This window comes from Yaniella halotolerans DSM 15476, assembly GCF_000420805.1.
Classification (GTDB): domain Bacteria; phylum Actinomycetota; class Actinomycetes; order Actinomycetales; family Micrococcaceae; genus Yaniella; species Yaniella halotolerans.
Genome location: NZ_ATVQ01000001.1, coordinates 940398 through 960698, shown reverse-complemented (window position 1 = coordinate 960698; position 20301 = coordinate 940398). Strand labels below are relative to the sequence as shown.

General features: G+C 57.7%; 16 protein-coding genes. 9 read left to right on the top strand and 7 right to left on the bottom strand.

The annotated features are described in order from the left end of the window. The first annotated feature begins 38 nt into the window (after positions 1–38). On the top strand, positions 39–1244 hold the full coding sequence (gene chrA, locus G583_RS0104620; protein WP_029629265.1) for a chromate efflux transporter: 1206 nt from the start codon (positions 39–41) through the stop codon (positions 1242–1244). A gap of 181 nt (positions 1245–1425) precedes the next feature. Continuing rightward, complete coding sequence (locus tag G583_RS14360) at positions 1426–2880, top strand: DEAD/DEAH box helicase (protein ID WP_022870023.1); 1455 nt, start codon at positions 1426–1428, stop codon at positions 2878–2880. Positions 2881–2893: 13 nt separating this feature from the next. Here G583_RS14360 and G583_RS0104610 read toward each other — a convergent pair whose 3' ends face one another. Beyond that, the gene (locus tag G583_RS0104610) at positions 2894–4120 is read right to left on the bottom strand and encodes a variant leucine-rich repeat-containing protein (protein ID WP_022870022.1); all 1227 of its coding nucleotides are present in this window, start codon (positions 4118–4120) and stop codon (positions 2894–2896) included. 259 nt (positions 4121–4379) lie between these two features. Here G583_RS0104610 and G583_RS0104605 point away from each other — a divergent pair, with 259 nt between their 5' ends. After that, positions 4380–6353, top strand: a complete 1974-nt coding sequence (locus G583_RS0104605; protein ID WP_022870021.1) for a VanW family protein — start codon at positions 4380–4382, stop codon at positions 6351–6353. Positions 6354–6366: 13 nt separating this feature from the next. Here G583_RS0104605 and G583_RS0104600 read toward each other — a convergent pair whose 3' ends face one another. Next, the gene (locus G583_RS0104600; RefSeq protein WP_022870020.1) at positions 6367–7035 is read right to left on the bottom strand and encodes a metal-dependent transcriptional regulator; all 669 of its coding nucleotides are present in this window, start codon (positions 7033–7035) and stop codon (positions 6367–6369) included. A gap of 212 nt (positions 7036–7247) precedes the next feature. Between G583_RS0104600 and G583_RS0104590 the strand changes: the two genes are divergently transcribed. After that, positions 7248–7796: a YceI family protein gene (locus G583_RS0104590; RefSeq protein WP_022870018.1), complete on the top strand. Its 549-nt coding sequence runs from the start codon at positions 7248–7250 to the stop codon at positions 7794–7796. A 93-nt stretch (positions 7797–7889) separates the two neighbouring features. Continuing rightward, the gene (locus G583_RS14355; RefSeq protein ID WP_022870017.1) at positions 7890–8552 is read left to right on the top strand and encodes a LysR substrate-binding domain-containing protein; all 663 of its coding nucleotides are present in this window, start codon (positions 7890–7892) and stop codon (positions 8550–8552) included. A gap of 17 nt (positions 8553–8569) precedes the next feature. Here G583_RS14355 and G583_RS0104580 read toward each other — a convergent pair whose 3' ends face one another. Beyond that, positions 8570–9898 (bottom strand): uracil-xanthine permease family protein, encoded by a 1329-nt coding sequence (locus G583_RS0104580; RefSeq protein ID WP_022870016.1) that lies wholly within the window; start codon positions 9896–9898, stop codon positions 8570–8572. A 108-nt stretch (positions 9899–10006) separates the two neighbouring features. On the opposite strand from G583_RS0104580, the gene G583_RS0104575 reads away from it, so the two are divergent. Continuing rightward, positions 10007–10960 carry an HAD family hydrolase gene (locus tag G583_RS0104575; RefSeq protein ID WP_022870015.1) on the top strand — a complete coding sequence of 318 codons (954 nt, stop codon included), beginning with the start codon at positions 10007–10009 and terminating at the stop codon, positions 10958–10960. A gap of 44 nt (positions 10961–11004) precedes the next feature. Here G583_RS0104575 and G583_RS0104570 read toward each other — a convergent pair whose 3' ends face one another. Then, complete coding sequence (locus tag G583_RS0104570; protein ID WP_022870014.1) at positions 11005–11742, bottom strand: hypothetical protein; 738 nt, start codon at positions 11740–11742, stop codon at positions 11005–11007. A gap of 73 nt (positions 11743–11815) precedes the next feature. Here G583_RS0104570 and G583_RS0104565 point away from each other — a divergent pair, with 73 nt between their 5' ends. Together G583_RS0104565 and G583_RS14350 are read left to right on the top strand one after the other, a co-directional pair. Then, positions 11816–13240 carry an aldehyde dehydrogenase family protein gene (locus tag G583_RS0104565; protein WP_022870013.1) on the top strand — a complete coding sequence of 475 codons (1425 nt, stop codon included), beginning with the start codon at positions 11816–11818 and terminating at the stop codon, positions 13238–13240. 123 nt (positions 13241–13363) lie between these two features. Beyond that, positions 13364–15319 (top strand): BCCT family transporter, encoded by a 1956-nt coding sequence (locus G583_RS14350; RefSeq protein ID WP_022870012.1) that lies wholly within the window; start codon positions 13364–13366, stop codon positions 15317–15319. A 34-nt stretch (positions 15320–15353) separates the two neighbouring features. Here the strand turns inward: G583_RS14350 and G583_RS14345 are convergent, their stop codons facing one another. Continuing rightward, positions 15354–16265, bottom strand: a complete 912-nt coding sequence (locus G583_RS14345) for a formylglycine-generating enzyme family protein (RefSeq protein WP_022870011.1) — start codon at positions 16263–16265, stop codon at positions 15354–15356. Positions 16266–16308: 43 nt separating this feature from the next. On the opposite strand from G583_RS14345, the gene betC reads away from it, so the two are divergent. Next, a complete protein-coding gene (gene betC / locus G583_RS0104550) occupies positions 16309–17829 on the top strand; it encodes a choline-sulfatase (RefSeq protein ID WP_029629262.1) in 1521 nt (506 codons plus the stop codon). 99 nt (positions 17830–17928) lie between these two features. Here betC and G583_RS16815 read toward each other — a convergent pair whose 3' ends face one another. Next, positions 17929–18057: a putative transporter small subunit gene (locus G583_RS16815; RefSeq protein WP_022870009.1), complete on the bottom strand. Its 129-nt coding sequence runs from the start codon at positions 18055–18057 to the stop codon at positions 17929–17931. A 1-nt stretch (position 18058) separates the two neighbouring features. Then, on the bottom strand, positions 18059–19774 hold the full coding sequence (locus G583_RS0104540; protein ID WP_022870008.1) for a sodium:solute symporter family protein: 1716 nt from the start codon (positions 19772–19774) through the stop codon (positions 18059–18061). Between the last annotated feature and the right edge of the window lie 527 nt (positions 19775–20301).

Here is a 20301-nt window from a genome sequence, read left to right as displayed (position 1 = left end):
TTGTTTGTCTATGTCCATGAACATCTGAAGGATCAGCCATCACAGCGCTAAAGTCGGCAGAGGTATTTCGTACATTCTTGAAACTCGGGGTGACTTCTTTCGGAGGTCCCGTTGCGCACCTCGGATACTTCCGCAATGAACTGGTCTCCCGTCGCCAGTGGGTCACCGAACAGCAATACGGTCAACTCGTAGCGCTATGTCAGTTCCTACCCGGCCCCGCCTCCAGTCAGGTTGGCTTCGCACTCGGCCTCATCCGAGGGGGCTACCTAGGTGCACTAGCTGCCTGGGCAGCCTTTACCTTGCCCTCAGCACTACTTCTTGTCCTGTTTGCCATCGGAGCAGTGTCACTCGAAGGACCCATCGGACAAGGCCTGCTCGTCGGGCTCAAGGCTGTGGCAGTTGCTGTCGTTGCCCATGCGGTGTGGGGTATGGCCAAGAACCTGACTCCAGATATACGTCGCATTCTGATCGGACTCGTTGCAGTCGTACTCGCACTCGTTATCCCCGGCAACTTCGGACAACTCATCGCGATTATTGCCGGCATCGGTGCTGGCCTACTATGGTGCCGCGGCCTGACGAAGGCAGACTCACAACCGCTGGCAGTTCGCGTCTCTCGTCGCGTAGGCATCAGCTGCGCTGTCGTCTTCGGTCTACTGCTAGCGGGACTTCCCGTGATCGCCTCACTAACCGGCAATGCATGGACCGGACTTACCGATGCCTTTTATCGTGCTGGCGCCCTCGTCTTTGGTGGCGGCCACGTCGTATTGCCGCTCTTACAAGGTGAAGCAGCCGTCGCGTCGGCCGTGACACAAGATCAGTTTCTGGCGGGCTACGGTGCTGCGCAAGCGGTGCCCGGACCGTTATTCACGTTTGCAGCGTATCTTGGCTTTGAAATGGGTGACGGGTCGACAGCCTGGTTGGCTGCACTCGTTGCGTTAATCGCGGTGTTTGTGCCAGGCATATTGCTGCTGCTGGCGGTCCTTCCATTCTGGAATGACGTGCGAAATAACACCGTGATCCGTGCGGGAATGGCCGGGGCGAACGCCGCCGTCGTCGGTATTTTAGCGGCAGCACTGGCCACTCCGGTCATTACCTCGGGCATCACTGGTATCGCACCGTTGATCATAGCGCTGGGCTGTTTCAGCCTGCTGATGTTTGCCAAAATGCCCGCCTGGGCAGTGGTGCTGATTGGTGCCGTGGCCGGGTTGATCGCCGGTATAACCGGGCTTGGAATGACCTGGTGAGAGCGCCAAATACGTGCGTGTACTGAGCATCAGGTTGTATGGAGTAGGATAGTACCAGCCAGCCGGATGCGATCTACGTAATTCGGTGCCGGCCAGTACCGCGTTGAAGCTGCTTTTGTATTGCCGTTTCCGCCTGTGCCAGGGCCGGGTATTTTCTTCCACCCGGACGGATTCATTTTTCGTGACTAATATTCAAGATGCCGCCAATACTGGCGGTCCTTCCACCATGCCCGCAAACGGTACTCAGGGCTTCACCGCACTGGGCGTACCCGCCGACCTGACAGAGGTTCTGGCGCCGCGCGGCATCACTTCACCAACACCCATTCAAGCTGCGACCCTGCCGGATTCCTTGGCGGGTCGTGACGTACTCGGGCGCGGTCGTACCGGTTCCGGTAAAACCTACGCTTTCATGCTGCCAACAGCGGCTCGTTTAGCCGGTGGTCCGGCGCCAGCCGCGCGCCGTCCTCGCTCCCTCGTCCTCGCGCCAACACGCGAACTTGCGCTGCAACTCGCCGAGTCATTTGAACCACTTGGTTCAGCAACCGGTCTCTCCTCAACCACTATCTTCGGTGGGGTTGGCCAAAACCCGCAGGTCAAAGCGCTGCAGCGCGGCGTTGACGTGCTTGTTGCCTGCCCTGGTCGACTGCTGGATCTGATGGGACAAGGCCACGTAGACCTCTCCGGCATCGAGATCCTCATCATCGACGAAGCCGACCACATGGCCGATATGGGATTCTTGCCGATGGTTCGGCGCATTCTCGATCGGGTAGCACCAAGCGCCCAAAAAATGCTGTTCTCCGCCACACTCGATGCTGGCGTCGGCGTCCTTGTCAAAAAATACCTCGACAGCCCGGTCGTACACGAAGCCGACTCCGCGACCTCGCCGGTGGCCAAAATGGACCACCACGTACTCGCCGTCGACGGTGATGCTCGGCTGACGGCACTCACCAATATTTGTGCCGCCGATGGTCAGGCTATTGTGTTTACCCGTACCAAACACGGCGCCAAACGACTTGCCAAACAGCTGCGACAGCGCGGCGTGGCCGCCCTTGAGCTGCACGGCAATCTCTCGCAGAACGCACGCACCCGTAACCTCAATGCTTTCCACGAGGGCTCGGCGACGACCTTGGTCGCAACCGACATTGCGGCTCGCGGAATTCACGTGGACGATGTCGCACTGGTGGTGCACGCTGATCCGCCTGCTGAGCACAAGGCCTATTTGCACCGCTCGGGCCGTACGGCACGTGCGGGCCAAGCCGGGATCGTGATCACGATGGCCCCGACCAACGCCCAGGGCGAAGTGCGTCAGTTGATGAAAGCCGCAAAAATTTCACCAACCGTACACTCCGACGGCGCGTCCAAAGAATTGCTGACGGACCTGGTGCCAGGACAGCGTAGGTTCCTAGAACCAGCGGAACTGGAGCAGGTACTCGCCGTCGCGACCCCTGCACCGCAGCCGCAAAGCGGCAAACGGACCGGCTCAAAAGGTCGCGGTGGTGAACGAAATGGCGGTGGCCAACGAAATGGTCGTTCCGGCCAACAGCGGGGCCGTTCCGGACAACGCAATACCCCGCGTGCAGGGACCGGCCAGCGTTCTTCGAACCGTCGCCGTTCGTCGAGTTCTGCTCGAGGCTAGCCGGTCAGCGCAGTTACTGCGGTGAACCTGGTTGCTGGGGAGGTTGGTAGCCACCAAACTGTTGTGGCTCCTGACCGTACCCACCCTGCGGGAACTGTCCCGACTGTGGGTACCCGCCGGGCTGATTGAACGGCGGGTTCTGCTGGTACTGCTGAAATTGCTGGTTCTGTTGGAATTGCTGCGGTGGCTGTTGTGGTTGCTGTGGTCGCGGCTGGGCCTGCGAGCTCCCTGGAGCAAAGTAGACCATGGTTCCGGCCAATAGGACCATAGCCATGAAAATAACCCAGACCAGCGAGAACCCTATGCGGTAGCCGTCCAGGATGCCCATGATGGTCATGTACCGGCCAATCAACGCGAATGCGGTACCAATGCCGAGCGCCACGAACGCATAGCGGGTCCACCGATTCGGCATCAGCAGATCAATGACTGACATAGCAACGGTGGCGATGAGCAGCAGCATCAAGAACCAGCCACCGGAGCTGAAATGCGAGACCCCGAGCACCGAGGTTGGCGCTACCGAAGGGTTGAAGAAGAATCCGAACAGCGCCAGAAATGCGGCACCGCCGGCGATGAACAGTCCCCAGGTGCTGCGTGAGCTTAGGTCAATTTTTGACGCACCGCGCGACTGCCGCATGTACGGCTGACCGAATTGTGGTTGGGACTGCTGCGGCTGCTGCTGGTATCCAGGAGTTTGCTGCTGCGGAAAACCGTAGGACGGCTGACCGTATCCGGGGTTCACCTGACCGCTGTCTTGTGGTGATGTTGCGCTGAACTGCTGCTGTGGCGCCAATGGTTCAGCCGGTTGTGCCCACTGTGCCTGGCCGAAAGTCTGTGTCGGCTCTTCAGCTGCGGGAGCTTGGTAGGGCTGTTCTGTCGGCTCGAACTGTTCTGGGGACGGGTGCTGGAACCATGAATTGGTCGGGGCAGGCTGCTCGGTCGGAGCCTCAGTAGGGAAGTCCTCGATTTCGCCGTCAGTTTCCTCGGCTGTGACGTCGACGGAAGTTTCGTCGTCCGCAACATGCTGCGAAACATCCTCGGCCGGGTACTGGGTTTGCGGCGCAGCAGCGGCCTGTTCGGCCTGGCGATCGTGAATCCAGTCGGCGAGACCGGGGTACACGTTGGGGTGCTGCAAAATGTCATTCCACAGGTGCGGATGGGTTTGCGCCAATTGCTGGAGGCGTAACGGTTCGATTGCGGGATCGGTAAGATCTACCGGTTCGGGTGAAGACGAATTCGTCATGGGTTTCCTTCGAGCTCATCAAAACGTGCGTAAGTTCAGTATTTCCGGGTGTCGAAACGATAAATATGACAAGACAACTTCTAACGTTGACGCCGCTCCAAAAGTCTAGCTGAGCAACATATCTCGGTGTGCTCTAAGTACTGACGTTTTGGGCGTTACGATGATACTTGCGCTCGTTATGCAGGCATGTATAACAGTTGCATATATTCCGGGCGGTGGTGCAGTGGATTTCCGCCGTCATATTGTATGAGTAGAGCATATGGCTGACGATAAAAAACCTGATCCGTCGGAACCCACCGACAACGAGCTCGACGCAGAGAGCCGCATGTTGCAGCGCATCGCAGCGCTGGGTGATCAACGGGACCCCGAAGCGAACGACGACACGCCTGATGCCGAACCGGACACCGACCCGCAAGAGGCTGTCGAGACCCCTCAGGGACCGGAAACGTATGATCCGCCAGCTCCCACAGAACAAACCAAAATGATCCATCCGGTGGCAGCCGGCGGTGGTTCGACGGGTAGCGAGGACCCTCCGAAGGCCAAGCGGAAGCGCCGTCGTTGGCCGTGGGTTGTTGTCGTGCTCCTGCTACTGCTTGGTATCGGGTATGTGGGTGTCGCATTTGCGACTGAAAACGACCTTCCAGCGACCCTGACCGTCGAGGGTGTAGACGTTTCTGGAAAAACGGTTGACGAAGCCGCGCCGGTGATCGAGGAAGAACTTGCGGCCCGCGCTGAACGCGAGCTCGTGGTCAGCGCAGCAGACGCCGAGGCCTCCATCGTGCCAGCCGAAGCCGGATACTCCTACGACGTCGACGCCACCCTCAACGATCTGACCGAACTCACATTTGACCCAGTTGAACTCTGGGGGCGAATCTTTGGTGAAGCCCACGTTGACGTGGCGACCTCGGTTGACGAAGCAGCCGCAGAAGATGCAGTCGCAGGTCTGGCAGAGCAGCTGACCTACGACCCGACCGAAGGCTCAGTGGTCTACGAGGGCGAATCCATGGACTATTCGGAACCGATCAACGGTTTCACCGTGGATAGTGAACAACTTTCCAACGATCTGTCGGCCAACTGGTTGGGTAGCGAAACCGAGATGGAGGCGCCCGGTGAAGCCGTGGCCCCAAACGTCAGCCAAGAACAGTGGGACACGTTCGTTGCAGACACCGCACAACCACTCGTCGATGACATTTATACGGTGACCGCCGACGATGCGACCGCACAGCTCACCCCCGCGCAACTGGGCGAGGCAGCGGAAGTTCGCGTCGAAGAGGGCGAAGACGGGGATGCGCCAGTGCTGTCGCTGGACGGTGATACACTGACGGACGCGCTAGCGCAAAACAGTGATGAATTTGAGTCCACGAATCAGGACGCCTCGATTGAACTCACCGGCTCTGCCGGGTCAGCCTCTCCCGAAGTCATCCCGGGCTCTTCTGGGCGTGGAGTTGACGGAGAACAAGTCGTCGACGAAATTCTTGCTGACCTGAACGGCGAACAAACCCGTTCCGTCAGTGTTGAATTGCACGAAGTTGAACCCGAGATCACCACGGAAGAAGCCGAGGCCTGGGACGTCAACCACGTCGTCGCCGAATACGCGACACCGTACCCGGCTTCCGACGGACCGCGAACCGCCAACCTGGAAATCGGTGCCCAACGCGTCAACGGCACCGTGGTTATGCCCGGCGATGAGTTTAACCTCAATGCCCTGTTGGCTCCCATTACCGCGGCCAATGGCTACCACTCCTCGGGTGTTGTAGAGTCCGGCGTCACTACTGAGGCGCTGGGCGGTGGTCTGTCGCAAATCGCCACCATGTCGTATAACGCAGGCTTCTTGGGCGGCATGGACATCGTGGAGCATAAACCGCACTCCCGGTGGTTCGACCGTTATCCGCAGGGCCGCGAATCGACCTACTGGGAAGGCCAGATCAATGTCCGCTGGGCCAACGACACCGATGCTCCGGTGATCGTGGAAATGTGGTTGGACGGCTCCCAGGTGCACACCCGGCTGTGGGGTTCGGACTACTACGACATCGCAACCTCGACGTCGGAACCGTATAACTTCACTGCTTCGCCAACGATTCGTTCAACCGACGAGGAATGCATCTCCGAAAGCGGTGGCGACCGTGGCTTTACCGTGGACGTCAACCGCACCAAAACTCCACCGAGCGGCGAAGCCGTCCAAGAATCCTGGAGCTGGGCCTACTCTGGTTGGCCAACCGTCATCTGTGAGTAACGCGCCCGAATACCTAGACGGGCGTGACCCAGACGGCGTCGAGCGCAGCCGGGCCTAACGTCAGGTGGGCATCCGGGGCGATCAGCGTGACGGTATCCGAAAACGGTGCGCCCTCGGCCAGTTTGATGACCGTGCCGTGGGCGACCCCGTGCGAGGCGAAGTACTGCAGCAGGGTCGGATCGTCATCCGAAATCCGCTCAATCGAAGCCGAAATGCCAACGCCGAGGTTCGTCAACGAGATAGCGGTCAATCGTTCGACACTCCCGTCTGCTGCGGGAATCGGGTCCCCGTGGGGGTCTCTGTCTGGGTGGCCCAAATACTCGGCAATCTTGTCGACCATAAACTCGGAAACCGCATGTTCGAGAATCTCGGCTTCCTTATGCACCTGATCCCAGGTGTAGTCCAGCGCCTGAACCAAAAAGGTTTCAATGAGCCGATGACGACGCACCATGTCGACGGCATGAGCGCGACCGGCGGCCGTCAGGGCAATTGAACCGTAGGGGGCGTGGTCAATGAGTCCGGAGCGCCGCAGCCGACGCAGGGCATCCGACGTCGTCGAGAGTGTCACCCCTACCCGCCGCGAAACCACCGTGGCCGTCACTGGTTCATCCGACCACTCGCCGGCCAGCCAAATCGCCTTCAAGTAGTCCTGGGTGGAATCGGATAATTGCTCGATTGTCATATTCGTTAACGTACCAATTTCCGTGAAGGCCCGCGTCAGCGCGCTGTAACCCAGTGTTCAGCCCGGCGGTTTACCGTTGGCTGAGACGGCAAAGTCGACAAAGTATTTCAAATCTGGAATAGTTTGGTGTTGGAACACGTTGTACAGCAGTAGATGGTGCTCATGCGAAAAGGTAGTGGCACCGCACATCAACTCAATGGAGGAAAACGTATATGGCTAACATTTCAGCTGGCAAATGGACTCTCGACGCATCACACTCAGAAGCAATGTTTAGCGTTCGTCACGCTGGCATCTCGCGCGTTCGTGGTACTTTCGAAGAATTCTCCGGTACCGCAACCTTTACCGGCGACCTGAATGGCTCCGTTGTGGAAGCAACCGTCCAGGCAGACTCCGTCGATACCCGCAACGAAGGCCGCGACGAACACTTGCGCAGCGAAGACTTCTTCGACGCGGCAAACCACCCGCAGCTGAAGTTTGAATCCCTTGAGGTAGCGAACTTCGATGGTGAGTCATTCGACCTGAACGGCAACCTCACGATTCGTGGGGTGACCAAGGCTGTCAATTTCAAGGGTGAATTCGGTGGCCAGACCGTTGACCCATTTGGTTTGACCCGCGCAGGTTTCGAAGCCTCAACCGACATCTCACGTGAAGAGTTCGGCCTGACCTGGAACGCTGCTCTCGAAGCTGGTGGCTTCCTGGTTTCCGATAAGGTGCGCATTACTCTCGACGTTTCCTTCACCAAAGATGAAGAAGAAGCCTAAGCTTTAGAGACCTGACACCGCCCGGTTGGTCCAAGATGATCGACCGGGCGGTGTTCGCGTTTAACGGGGTTCGGTGCATTAAAGTGGAACACCATGAGCAACCAGGCCGTCGAGACACTGTTTCTATCCACCATCCCGGGTGCGACCCCATCCAAGTGGGTGCATCGGTTTTCCGCCCGCGGTTCCAACGTGGAGTTGGTGAATCAGGATGAACATTCCCAAACGCTGTTTCTGCAGTCCCACGATCCACCCCGGTATCTGCCGCAGTTGGGGTATATTCGCTGGCGCGCTGATCAAACCTGGCAACAGCTCGTAGCCGACCACGGATTAAACCCTGACGAGCTACATCTGGTGCGGCTCTATGAGGAGCGACCGGTGATCGTGGTGTCCGAAGATCACCTTTTGGCGGCCTGGGCCGAGGACGACGGCCAGGTCGGCGCCGAGGATGTGGCCGGTGAAACGTTCTGGGACCCGCAAGACCACGCTTCGGAGCCGGTGGATGATCCGCTAGATGCTCCCGAACAGGTCGGGGCAGGGGAGCGGATGGCCATTCAGTTGGCGGCAACCGGTTCTGGGTATACGGTGCTGCCGGCCTCCGTGGCGCGTATGTTTGGGCAAAAGGACGTCGTCGTGCTCCCAACCTCGCTACATCCGGGGTGGGAAACGGGCTTGGCCTGGCGCAGAGCTGCCGACTCGGAGCTCATTCAAGACTTCATCGGAGTTACCAAGGGGCGGCGACCGCGGTCGAGCCGCTAGCCCGGAAGATTTGGTGCTTACCCGATGCGTCCGGGTTCGACCGCCTCGAAATCGTCTTCTTCGATGGGTTCGGTATCGCGCCAACGGGCAATTGCCGTCATCAGATGGTAGATCCCCAGTGCGGCCAGCGTGCCCATCGCGATGCCGCCGAACTGCATACCGGCGACTTCAACCACCGGATCCGCAATGGCGATGATGAGGCCAGAGCCAGCAGCCATCAGGTTGATCGTGTTTGAAAAATCGACTTCATTATTGACCCATATGCGAGCGCCCATAATGCCGATCATGCCGTAGAGAATGATGCCGGCGCCCGCTGCAACACCCATGGGGATTGTGGCGATGAGTGCACCAAACTTTGGGAAAAACGCCAGGCTCATGGCCACGATGCCCGCGACCCAGTAGGCCGCGGTTGAATAGATACGCGACGATGCCATGACCCCGATGTTTTCCGCATACGTGGTGGTACCAACGCCACCGCCCGAACCCGAGACCATCGTAGCGATACCGTCGGCAATCAGCGCACGGCCATTATGGGGGTCCAGATTGCTGCGAGTCATCAGACCGACCGTGCGGACGTGACCAATGTTTTCGGCAACCAGGACGAAGACCACCGGCAAGAATAAAAACAGGACGTCGAACTCAAATTTCGGGGCGTGAAACGCGGGTAGCCCTATCCAAGAAGCCTCGGCGACCGGCTGGAAATCGATCTGGTCCTGAGCCAGCGCCAGCAAGTAGCCGACCACAATACCCAGCAGAATGGATAACCGCCCCAAGAAACCACGGAATAGCACCGCGGTAATGATGACGGCGGCCGTGGTCCCGAAGGTCGTGAGCGGAACCTCGACCATCCCGTCGGTTGTTGCCCCTGCCAGGTTGAGACCGATCAACGCCAGAATTGTTCCCATGACCACCGGCGGCATCACCGCGTGAATCCAACGGGTGCCCGCCTTGTGGACAATGAACCCGACAATCGCCAGTGCGAGCCCGGTAATGATGATGCCGCCCGAGGCAACCGCCATTGAATGCATCGACGTGGCCGCCACCATGGGGGCGATGAACGCGAAGGAGGAGCCCAGGTAACTTGGGACCTTGCCCTTGGTGATGAGCAGGAATAAGAGTGTGCCAACACCTGAGAAAAACAGCGCCGCCGTCGGTGGGAAGCCGGTGAGCGCCGGTACCAGTACGGTTGAGCCGAACATGGCCATCACGTGCTGGAGTCCAATACCGATCGTCTGGGGCCAGGCCATCCGTTCGTAGGGTTTGACAACTTGGCCTGCGTTGATGGTTTTCCCATTGCCGTGGATATCCCAGGTGAGACCCCAGCGCTTGCGGAATGATGCTGCCATACTGGCTCCTCTACACGCGGTATTCGTTCGGAGCAAGACTCTACCAACGAATGACACCTCTGCAGGTAAATCACGCTACGATTCTTAGGTAAGGAAAGGACTGCGCGCATGCCAGAACATTTGGCGCCTCACGGTGCCGAAGTGGAGCGGGACACCATCGGTCATCCGCTGGTGAGGCCACAACTGATTGCCACAGATTTAGACGGGACGATCATCCCGTACTCACAAACCCACACAGGATATGTCTCGCCTCGGACCCTGGCGGCCTTTAGCACCGCGCATGCCGCTGGAATTCGGATCGCGTTCGTCACCGGCCGCCCGATGCGCTGGATGAGTGCCCTTGCCCCCACCCTTGGTCCAATGGGTGCAGCGATTGTTTCTAACGGCGCGATTATCTATGACATGAACACCGATACCGTCATGGAAGCGCATCCGATGGATCAGCATCTGGTCACCGAGGTGACCAACGAGCTGCGCAGTCTGTACTCGGGTGCCATTTTCGGTGCTGAAACGCTCACCGGGCTGATCATGGAACCAGAATTCATTCCCTCGGCTTCGCGCGCTCGGGCCCGTGCCGCTCAGGAGGCACCGCCGATCACCGCCGATCCGGTGAACTCCGTTGCGGTGCAGTCGTCTCGCTGGATCGAATCGGAGAAAATCACCGATCGGCTGGCCGAACACCCCGAAGTCGTCAAACTGATGGTCAAGGTCAACGGTCACGATCCGGATGACTTGTTGATGACGGTGCGAGCCCATTTCGGGCATCGTGTGCAGGTTACCCACTCGGCGCCTGGCATCTCCCTGCTGGAAATTTCCCGTGGCGACGTTCACAAGGCCTCTACTCTGGCCGATTATGCGGCGTCGATGGGAATTCACGCCAATGACGTCGTTGCCTTCGGAGATCAGCGCAACGATGAGCAGATGCTGCGCTGGGCCGGCACCAGTTATGCGGTGCAATCGGGGCATCCCGGCCTGTTTGCCGAAGCCGACGTCGTCGCGCCGGCGTGTGATGACGATGGGGTCGCCGAAATGCTTGAGCACCTCATGACTCTGCCCGAATAGGCCAGCTAGCCCGAAGAACGCAGCTAGGACGGCTGGGCGAGAGCCTAGAAGAGTTCAGCGCACTGGGTGGGTTGTCCGGTGGCAAAGTATTCGACCAAATCCGCACGCTGCGTCTGCGTCATGTCTGCGGGAAGTTTGCACGAGGCAATATTGGCGGCCGGGACGTGCCGAAGTGACCGCGCAAGATCCGTAATGCGGCCCGTGTTCAGGCCCCCATCGGCAGCAACATAGGGGGTCAGCGACCTCGCGATGGACTGTAACTGCCCTGGATCTTGGGTGTCTAGGGCTTCTTGCAGCACGGAGGTCCACACGTCATCGGCGCTGAGTGCCTCGGGGTGTTCGGTCAACTCTTCGGCCGTGATATCGGTGCTGTCCAGTTCGGTGAGAAATTCTAGATCCCAGAGCATCACATGCTCCATGCGCGCACCGGTGAGTTCCTCAACGGCCACCAGCGTGCCTTCGACATCATCCAAATCTGACACGAGGTGGGCGTCCTGCGGAAAATTGAGGATATCGATGCGACGACGTCCATCGGCCAGATGGAAAATGGATAGCGTCTGATTCGACGAGGCGGCTTGCCCAAACACTAAGAAATTTACGGGGCCGCGCTCTTCCTCGGAACCTTCAGGTCGGAGATCCTCTTGTGGAAACGGGTCCTCAATGACCGATAGCGGATGAAGACTGGAACGGATCGTGCTGACGGCAACCCATACTGCACCGGCAAAGACCGCCAGTACGATCACCCATACCCATACCGTTTTTCGTCGCGAAGCAGCAGCCATGCGGCAAAGTCTAGCTGACCGTCTTCAGGGTGGCACCAGTATTGGTCCACGAATTTGTCGTAGCCTGGAGTGCATGACCACAGGCCCCAACGAGTCGATGACCACCCGGATCGCCCAGCTGCGATCCTTTGCCGCCACCCGGGCAACCCACGCCCGGTCGTTCCGCATGGACCAGCTGCGGAGCTTGCGCGAACTTTTTGAGGATTATTCGAAAGATATTCAGGACGCCCTGTGGCAAGATATCGGCAAATCCGCGGCTCAAACTGATCAGACCGAATTTACCCCGGTCAAAGACGAGATCTCGCACGCCATACTGCATCTGACTGACTGGATGGAACCTGATCGGCGACGATCTATCCCGTTGGCGCTACGTCCCGGACAGGCCATGGTCAAAGCCCGCCCATTGGGAACCGTTGGCATTATTGGACACTGGACCCACCCGTTTTATAGTCTGCTCGCACCGCTGGTGGGAGCGGTCGCCGCTGGCAACTGTGTGGTGCTGAAACCATCTATGCGTGCCCCCAAAACGGCAAAACTGCTGGGCACGATTTTGCCCGAATACCTGAACCCTCGCTCGATCGTCACGGTGACCGGGGGAGAAGGCGCACTGGACGAACTCGCGTCTCAACAGCTTGATCATCTGTTTTATTCGGGCTCCGAAGCGGTTGGGCGGCGAGTGTATCAGCGTGCTGCCGAGCAACTCACGCCTGTCACTCTGCAACTCGGTGGGAAGTCTCCGGTCATCGTGGTGGACGGGCACGATTGGAAAACCATCGGCCGCCGGATCGCCTACGGGAAATTCTCGAATGCCGGACAGAGTCTGGTGAGCCCCGACTACCTGATCGCCGTCGGCTACGACGTGGCGACGAAAGTTCAAGATGCGATTATTGACGCGGTCGAAGACTTCTACGGTCCGAATCCGGGGGAGGCAAAACAGTTCGGGCGGATGATCACCCCGGATCACACGCAACGCCTTGTGGGCCTGCTCCAGGCGACCATGAAGGGTGCGGTCGGCGCTACTCCGGCGCGGTTGGTCCACGGTGGAAAATACAATATCGAGTCCGCATATCTCGCGCCCACCATCCTGGCCGATGTGGACCCGAACTCAGCGATCATGCAGGAACAAATTCTTGGCCCCATCCTGCCGATTCTCGTGGTGGATACGTATGACGAAGCCATGGAACTCGCCAATTCCATGCCAACCCCGCCGGTAGCCTATGGCTTCTCGGAACGTCGACGCATCCGTCGAGATTTCATGCACCGCATCAACGCCGGTGCTGCCGTTATGAACGTGACGGTGCTGCAAGCTTCCTTGCCGTCACTGCCACACAATGCGACCGGAGCTGCAGGATTTGGTGCCTGGGGTGGTTACGAAAGCTTCCGCCTTTTCTCGCAATACCGCACTCATCTCTATAAGCCCACGCGTTTGGACACCCTCGAGGCCGCCTACCCTCCGGAACCAAAACTTGGCGGCCGCTTCATCGACAAACTCAAGTGATCTGCGGAGTAGGCGAAGTGTGCCCGTGCTCATATCGGCTACCACGGGGTAATGAATAGAGCTAGTGTAGATGCGTTCACTCATAACCGAGCAGTCGATACAGCATGCTGGAGGTGCTACGTCATGGCCGAAAGACCGCCATCAGATGATGACAGCTTAAAGGAGGACGCCAAACGCGTGGGGCGTCAAGCGGGAAAGTCCGTTGGATCATGGGATTACTCCCGACCAATCTATCCGCATAACATGCACCCCGCACTGGTTCCAGGGATCAGCCTGGATGAGCAGCGTCGTAAATACAGCGTCGATAAAATCGTTTTTGCTGTTGCCGGTGTGCTGGCCGTAGGGTTCGTGATCTGGGGTTTGATAAGCCCCGAAAACGTCGGCGTCGTCGCCAACGCAGCCTATGGTTGGGTCACCACCAACCTCAGCTGGCTCTTCAGCGCGGTAGCTACAATTGTGCTCTTCAGCCTTTTGGCGCTCGCGTTTACCCGATACGGCAGGATCCCGTTAGGTAAAGACGGCGAGAAGCCCGAATTCTCCACGTTCTCCTGGGTCGCGATGCTCTTTGCCGCTGGCCTTGGTATCGGTGTGATGTTCTGGGGTCCAGCTGAACCACTCACGTACTTCATCTCACCTCCACCGTTGACTAATGCACCGGAATCTACCGAGGCGATGCAGTTTGCGCTGGCACAAACCTACTTCCACTGGGGTTTCCACGCATGGGCCATGTATGCGCTCGTGGGTGGTGCGGTCGCCTATGTCGCGTACCGTCGTGGCCGTACACTGCTGATGTCGTCGATTTTCCGCCGTCTCTTCGGCGCCCGCCAAACTGATGGTTTCGCAGGTCGTCTGGTGGACATTTTTGCTATTATTGCGACCCTGTTTGGTACTGCTGCAGCGCTTGGTATCGCGGCGCTACAGATCGGTGAAGGCGTCACGATCGTGACCGGCGTATCGGAAATTACCAATACGGTACTTGCTGTCATTATTGCGGTGCTGATGGTCGGTTTTATTATCTCTGCCGTGTCAGGTGTCGCCCGAGGCATTCGGTATCTGTCGAATACCAACATTGTGTTCACGATCGGTATCGTTGCCCTGGTCTTCTTCCTCGGCCCAACACTGTTCTTGCTGAACCTACTGCCATCCGCGGTCATAGAGTACATTGGTTCATTCTTTGACCTCATGGCACGTTCTGGTGCTTGGGGCCAAGAGACCATTGACTTCCAGTCTGCCTGGACCGTGTATTACTGGGCCTGGTGGATCTCGTGGTCACCATTCGTCGGTATCTTCATCGCACGCATTTCGCGCGGTAGGACGATCCGTCAGTTTATTCTCGGCGTCATTTTGATTCCATCATCGCTCCTCTTCGTTGCGTACGGGGTGATGGGTGCAACGGCCATTTGGATGCGAGCGGAAGGTAAGCCCGGCTTCGACGAGGAGATGGGCGCTCCGCAAGTATTGTTCACCATGGTCGATAACTTGCCGTTTGCCGAGTGGTTGCCACTGGTCATTATGGTGATTCTGGCGATCTTCTTCATCACAGCAGCGGACTCCGCCTCCGTGGTGATGGGTATTCTGACGACTCGCGGGCGACAGGATCCCCCGAAGGGCATCGTAGTCTTCTGGGGATTGGTCATGGGCGGTATTGCGTTCATCATGCTGATACTCGGTGATGAGACAGCGCTGGAAGGCCTGCAATCGCTGGTTATTATTACTGCTGTGCCCTTTGCGATTGTCATGCTGCTCATCATCGTGGCGTGGATCAAAGAACTCCGTACTGACCCATACGCACTGCGTTACCGGTACGCGGATAACGCCATTAGTCAGGCCGTCATTGACGGCGTGGATAAGTACGGTGACAACTTTGCGATCAAGGTTGTACCAACAGAACCCGGTGAAGGCGCCGGTGGAACCACTGATTCCGCACATGATGACTACACCGGTTGGTATCAGCGCACCGACGAAGATGGTGACCCGGTCGGCTACAACTTCGAAACCGGAGAATGGGAAGACGGTTGGGACCCAGAGACCGGAACCATACCGGTCTCGGAGGTCCGAACAACGGATAAACCCGAATAAATTCCTCGGAGTACAGGGTCGGCCGACCCGAACTTTAGTTCGCGGTCAGGCCGATCCTGAATCCGGTGTGCCCTAGCGAAGTATCTGCGGTCACACCGCTGCGCGCTGAAGTACGATATCGCCTACAGTAGGATGCGTGGCACATATAGGATCCTCCGCGAAGGACCGCAACCTCTTGGCCGGAAGTGAATCGGCTCGAGGTCCATTCCCAAACGTTGCCGGTCATATTGTGCAGCCCGTAACCATTGGGTTCGAAACTCGTGGCTGCCACGGTTCCAACGGGGGCGCCGGGACGATCTGGAAACTGGCCGGGGAAGGTATTCATCCGAGGCATCCCATTGGGCTCACGGATACTGCCCCACGGAAAAGGTTGCTGTTCCAACCCACCCCGTGCAGCAAATTCCCATTCAGCCTCGGTCAACAACCTGGCACCCGCCCACTCGGCGTAGGCCATCGCATCGCGTTGCGACACATGCGTCACCGGGTGATCGGGACGCTCAAGCACGGACGTCGAGTCACCGGCAGGATACAACCAGGTAGCTCCCGATACTTGACGCCACCATGGCGCATCACGAACCGCTGGGGCGCTCGACTGCAACTCTTCAGACAGCAGACCGGAAAAAACCAGCGAATTCCCGTGCAGTTCGGCATCTGTGCGGTGGTCGGTGTCCAGCACAAACGCAGCAAATTCGGCATTGGTAACCGTTGTGGGAGCAAGAGCAAACGGGGCAACACTGACTTCTCGCACGGGGCCCTCGCCATCTTCGGCGTAGGCTTCGGGCGCTTCACTGCCCATCAAAAATGTGCCACCCTGCAGTCCAACCATACGCAATTCGGTCTCGGCCAAAGCAGCCAAGGCTTCAACAATTTTCGACGAGTTGGTGCTTCGTATGTCGTCGTGAGCTGCGGACGAGCCTCCGCGCTGCGGACTACAGCATGCACTCATGAGTCAATTTCTCCAATCGGATGTCGTGAAAGGTGGTTTTGTCATGAAACCTAACATCGTGGTAATTCAAGCAGATCAAATGGCGGCCCAAGCACTGGGCGCATACGGGGACGAGGCCGCAAAAACCCCACATATCGATGCGCTCGCGCAAGACGGTGCCGTTTTTGATCGCGCCTATTGCAACACGCCACTGTGTGCACCATCGCGAGCCTCGATGATGACCGGACAGATGCCATCCGACGTTGGCTGTTACGACAACGGTGCTGATTTTGCGGCATCAATGCCGACGTTTGCCCACCATTTGCGCGCCGTTGGTTATCATACGGCACTGATCGGGCGGATGCACTTCATCGGTCCAGATCAGGAACACGGTTTCGAAGAGCGTTTGACGACCGACGTGTATCCGGCAGACCTCGATATGGTTCCTGAGTGGGAACGCCCCATGGATCAGCGACTGCAGTGGTACCACGACGCCGATGCGGTCTTCACGGCCGGACCGTCGCAGGCTACCGTCCAGCAGGATTTCGATGACGAAGTTGGTTTCCGCACGCTTCGACACCTCAACGATCGGGTCCGTGCCAACCAGGCGGCCGGTGAAGATGTGCCGTTTTTGATGGTCACCAGTTTCATTCACCCGCACGATCCCTACGAACCACCAAAAGAACACTGGGAGCGCTTCGAGGACCATCACATCCCAGACCCACTGCACCCTGACGTTCCGAGCATCGAGCAGGACCCGCACAGCCACCGCCTGCGTGCCATGAGTGGTTTCGATCAGCGTTACCCGAGCATCGAAGAAGTTCGAAACGCCCGGCGTTCCTATTACGCGGCAGTCAGTTACATCGACGATCATGTCGGACGCATCCGGGCCAAGCTTGATGAGCTCAACCTGCTCGACAACACCGTCATCGTTGTCACCAGTGACCACGGCGATATGCTGGGAGAAAAGGGCCTCTGGTACAAGATGTCACCCTATGAGGAGTCATCTCGTGTTCCGCTGATCGTTTACGGTCCGGATCATTTGGTGCCGCAGGGTCGATTCGCGAACCCGGTTTCGTTGATTGACCTCATGCCAACCCTCTTGGAACTCTCAGATGCACCGCAGGCTGATGTTGCCGGCCTGTCGTTACTGGAGTCCGCTCGCCAGGAAACAGCTGGCAAAACCGAGCCAGAGGACCGTGACGTCATCATCGAGTACCTGGCCGAAGGTACCCACGCCCCGCAGATCACGCTGATCCGCGGTCAGTATAAGTATGTTGTGTGCCCAGGAGATCCGGACCAGCTGTTTGATTTAGCAGCCGACCCCTCCGAGCTGCAGAACGTCGCAGCAGTCGATGACTATGTCAGCGTCGCTCAGCAGCTGCGAAAAGACGTGGAAGCGCGCTACAACCTCGAAGAGTTGGAAACCGATGTGCTGCACAGTCAGAAGCAACGTCGTCTGGTTGCCTACTCGTTGCAACAGGGCAAAGTTCGCCACTGGGATTACGTCCCAGATCCTGAGCACCGTTATGTTCGTGGTGACTTCTGGGATGCGCTCAACTACGGCACTGTGAGAATTCCGTAAGCACTCGAACTGTTTGAACAGATAGAACACCCGCCCGGGATCGAAGTCAGACAAGACTTCGACACCGGGCGGGTGTTGTTCCAGGGTGGAACATATGTGTTAGATAATCATGCGTCCTTCACGGCGGGCTTTAAGCCACTCTTTGAAAAAGCCGCGTGCGATGGCGAACATGACAGTAGCCACCAGGACAGGCCACATCAATATGTAAATAGTCAGACCGACGGTCATATTATTCTCCTTGCTTGTCAGTAGCTGCGTTGCCTACATTTGTGCGTTCGAGCTGTGCTTCGTCCTCTTCGGTATCGAAGTCACCGGTAATCTTCTTGATGACTGAGTAGTCGAAGTCCTGCTTGGAGCGGAAGGACATGAAGTAGCAGACCAGGAAGCTGACAGCGTAGGCCACGAGCGAGGCGCTTAGAACCGGGTAGTCACTGAGGTAGTTAAAGCTGAATGGCAGCACAGCAACCATGCCGACCGTGGCGATGATCAGTGCTGGTTTCATACCGAAGAAGCCGAAGCCCATGATGCCGAGAATGACGCCGATGCCGATGATCGACAGGATCTCGACACCATAGCCCAAGATGCCATCGACGGGGATCCATTCGAAGCGTACCGGCAAGAATACGAACAGCGCAGCCACTACGGATACGGAGAAGGCGGCGTTGGTGACTTTCTTCCAGTAGAACGATGAGATGACCGGGAAGACCAGGCAACCCCACATAGCGCCGACGAACACCAACAGATCCAAAATACTGAATTGTGCCGTCGCGAAATAGAGCGCTGCTGCGGTGGCAACGATCATGGTCACACGACCGACGGTGAGCATAGTGCGTGGATTCGCTTTACCGCGACCTTTGCCCTGGCCATAAACATCTGCCATGACAATTGAGGACAGCGCAGATAGGTCAGAGTCTGCTGTGGACGACAGCGAACCAATGATCATAATAAAGGCGAGGCACAGCAAGATTGGGCCGAGATAGGTTCCGGCCATCTGTGGGATCAGGCTGTTGAGGTCACCATTGAGTGGATCGATGCCCACATACAGTGCGATGACGCCGAACATACCGATACCAATGATGGTGGCACCGTAACCAATAGTGGCGGTCACGAAGGTCGGCTTGATGAGATCCTCACGCACGGCGAACAGACGCTGGGCGATAGTTTGGTTACCGATGGCATACGCCAGTACAGCGGCGATATACGGGGCACCCTGATTCATGAAGGCCTCGGATGAGAAGAAGCTCTGCTGCTCAGGGGTAACGTTGCCTGCCGCGACGCCGGCTTCAAACATGTCCGGACCACCGGCGGCAAAGAAGACCACCGGGATAATGATGGCGGTGGCGCCGAGCATTGCCATGACCTGAACGAAGTCAGTGAGGACGGAGGCGCGGAAGCCGGACCACAGGGTATATAGCAGCACACCAGCGGCAACGACCACGATTCCAGTGCCGAAATTCAAGGGCGTCAGGATCGCAAAGAGCGCCCCGCCGGCAATAAAGTTTGAGGTCAGCGAAATGGTTGAGCCCAGAACATTGGAGCCAGCCAGCATCAACTGTGAAGAACGCCCGTGGCGTGCGTACATGACCTCCGCGAGTGTATGTGCCCTTGGTGCAACCTTGCGGATGCGCTTACCAAAGGGGTAAATGAAGAGAATCATCAGTGCGCCCCAGAACCCATAATGGATGGGTCCAGAGACGCCATAGTTATATCCAGCTTCAGCTGAAGCGTACATGGATGACGCCCAAATCCAAGTAGCCGTCATAGAGGCGGCTGAGACGCCAAAACCGATCTTGTTCCCAGCGGTCATGTAGTCATCAGCGTTCTCCTTTTTCCGGCTGATGAAATATGAGATGAGCAGGGTTCCTCCGTAAAAGAGGATAATCAGCAACACCACGACAGGTATGGATATTTGGAGTATTTCTTGGCCTTCCGAAGCAGGCGGCACAGTAGTCCTTTCGCTCAAACGTCCATTCACGGCGCACGTTGCGCCTTACGGCCCGACTTCTCGCATAGGCTCAAGCCGCAACGGGGATATTCCACAATCCGTCACAGTGAGTAGGCCGCTTTTTCAGACCATGTCGGGCGCTCACGCAGGATTTCTACTGGCTGCACAGTCCCGGTTTTCTGTCGGCGCGCGCCCTGGTCAAATCCACTTTTCGTGAGCTTCAACTTCTCTGTTGAACATAGATAAGCTTGGCATAGTTCACAGCGAATAGCGAACTCGTCATACACGGAATGGGTCGTGAGGTCGCTCAAACATCGGTGCCGTGGTGCGAGAGTGTGAATTTTCCAAGATGCTAGATCAAGGATGGTGTCGGTAGTCAAGTGCGATGCGAGGATGGTGCTATTACGCGCTCATTGCAGTTTTGTGGCATTGATTCAGCGGGATCTAAACCGTTGAGAAATCCACGAAATTGCTCGCGTTGTGAGCTACTACTCAGACGCTGTATTTTCGCTAGCGTAGCATGTAAT

Excerpts from the sequence above, each read along its gene's own strand:
- G583_RS0104610 (WP_022870022.1), bottom strand. The coding sequence starts at position 4,120 with ATGACGAATTCGTCTTCACCCGAACCGGTAGATCTTACCGATCCCGCA.
- G583_RS0104605 (WP_022870021.1), top strand. The coding sequence starts at position 4,380 with ATGGCTGACGATAAAAAACCTGATCCGTCGGAACCCACCGACAACGAG.
- G583_RS0104600 (WP_022870020.1), bottom strand. The coding sequence starts at position 7,035 with ATGACAATCGAGCAATTATCCGATTCCACCCAGGACTACTTGAAGGCG.
- G583_RS0104590 (WP_022870018.1), top strand. The coding sequence starts at position 7,248 with ATGGCTAACATTTCAGCTGGCAAATGGACTCTCGACGCATCACACTCA.
- G583_RS14355 (WP_022870017.1), top strand. The coding sequence starts at position 7,890 with ATGAGCAACCAGGCCGTCGAGACACTGTTTCTATCCACCATCCCGGGT.
- G583_RS0104580 (WP_022870016.1), bottom strand. The coding sequence starts at position 9,898 with ATGGCAGCATCATTCCGCAAGCGCTGGGGTCTCACCTGGGATATCCAC.
- G583_RS0104575 (WP_022870015.1), top strand. The coding sequence starts at position 10,007 with ATGCCAGAACATTTGGCGCCTCACGGTGCCGAAGTGGAGCGGGACACC.
- G583_RS0104570 (WP_022870014.1), bottom strand. The coding sequence starts at position 11,742 with ATGGCTGCTGCTTCGCGACGAAAAACGGTATGGGTATGGGTGATCGTA.
- G583_RS0104565 (WP_022870013.1), top strand. The coding sequence starts at position 11,816 with ATGACCACAGGCCCCAACGAGTCGATGACCACCCGGATCGCCCAGCTG.
- G583_RS14350 (WP_022870012.1), top strand. The coding sequence starts at position 13,364 with ATGGCCGAAAGACCGCCATCAGATGATGACAGCTTAAAGGAGGACGCC.
- G583_RS14345 (WP_022870011.1), bottom strand. The coding sequence starts at position 16,265 with ATGAGTGCATGCTGTAGTCCGCAGCGCGGAGGCTCGTCCGCAGCTCAC.
- betC (WP_029629262.1), top strand. The coding sequence starts at position 16,309 with ATGAAACCTAACATCGTGGTAATTCAAGCAGATCAAATGGCGGCCCAA.
- G583_RS16815 (WP_022870009.1), bottom strand. The coding sequence starts at position 18,057 with ATGACCGTCGGTCTGACTATTTACATATTGATGTGGCCTGTCCTGGTG.